Origin of the sequence: Rhizobium sp. WYCCWR 11146, from assembly GCF_013591995.1 — a bacterium.
Classification (GTDB): Bacteria; Pseudomonadota; Alphaproteobacteria; order Rhizobiales; family Rhizobiaceae; genus Rhizobium; species Rhizobium indicum.
On the sequence record NZ_JACCEY010000036.1, the window covers coordinates 1 to 1,146 of the forward strand.

At 62.7% G+C, this 1,146-nt stretch carries 1 protein-coding gene; it reads left to right on the forward strand.

Annotated features, from left to right (window positions below):
* Positions 1–192: 192 nt before the first annotated feature.
* On the forward strand, positions 193–1,122 hold the full coding sequence (locus HX899_RS27565) for an IS110 family transposase (RefSeq protein WP_181293871.1): 930 nt from the start codon (positions 193–195) through the stop codon (positions 1,120–1,122).
* Positions 1,123–1,146 lie beyond the last annotated feature (24 nt).

Sequence of the window (1,146 nt, forward strand, 5' to 3'; positions counted from 1 at the left end):
CACCTTTGTAACTTCCCTTTACCCGCTGTTGGCGCTGTAATGCCTATTGCGGTGGTGGATGGAAGACCGATGCACCTTTGGGACACCAAGCCCGTGGGAGAGCGTGGGTCTCCATCCGCTGTTCCATTGAACCCGAACAGTCGCCAGGGCCGCTTGCGAAAGCAAAGCCCGATTAGGCAAGGATGGGATCAGATGGAGATTGTTGTTGGGATCGACGTTTCGAAAGAGCGCCTGGATGTTGCGATCCTGCCGCAAGGGGAGGTCTTTGCCGTCGGCAACGATCATGCCGGCATCGATGAACTGGTCGCGCGGCTCAAAGGCATCGGTGTTGATGCGATTGCGCTGGAAGCGACCGGCGGCTTCGAGATGCTGGCGGTTGCCGGACTGTCCGCAGCCGGATTGACGGTCCTCGTCGTCAATCCGGCGCAAGTGCGCGCCTATGCCCATGCGATCGGCCGCAGGGCCAAGACCGATCCGATCGATGCCGCCGTCATCGCCGCCTTCGTTTTGGCGACGAAGCCCGAAATCCGGCCGTTGCGCGATGCCGAGACACAGGCTCTTTCCGAGCTTGTGGCCCGCCGGCGCCAGATCGTGCAGATGACCGTGGCCGAGGAGAACCGGTTGCGCATGGCGCTGGCAAAGCAGGCGCAGAAAAGCATCAAGCGCTTGCTGAAAGCCTTGCGGCGCGAGCTCGAAAGCCTCGATGCCGATCTCGACAGCCATATCCGCAAGTCGCCGGTCTGGCGAGTGCGCGAGGCGCTGTTGACCTCGGTGCCAGGTGTCGGAGCGACGACAGCGCGCACGCTGCTGGCCGAACTGCCGGAGCTCGGCAGCCTCGACCGACGCCAGATCGCATCGCTGGCTGGTCTTGCCCCCTGGACACGGCAGTCGGGAAAATGGAAAGGCAAGAGCTTCATCGGCGGCGGCAGAGGCAAAGTACGCGCCGTCTTATTCATGGCCGCCCTCGTCGCCAGCCGATACAACCCCGACCTCAAGGCCTTCCGCGACAGGCTGGTGGCAGCCGGCAAGCCCAAGATCGTCGCCACCGTCGCAACCATGCGCAAGCTGCTCACCATCCTCAACGCCATCATCAGGGACGGACGACCATGGCAAAACGCTTGACAAACAAGACAGTCGCTCTCCCCG

What these genes read in the sequence shown, in the direction of transcription:
- HX899_RS27565 (WP_181293871.1), top strand. Translation starts at nt 193, where the DNA reads ATGGAGATTGTTGTTGGGATCGACGTTTCGAAAGAGCGCCTGGATGTT.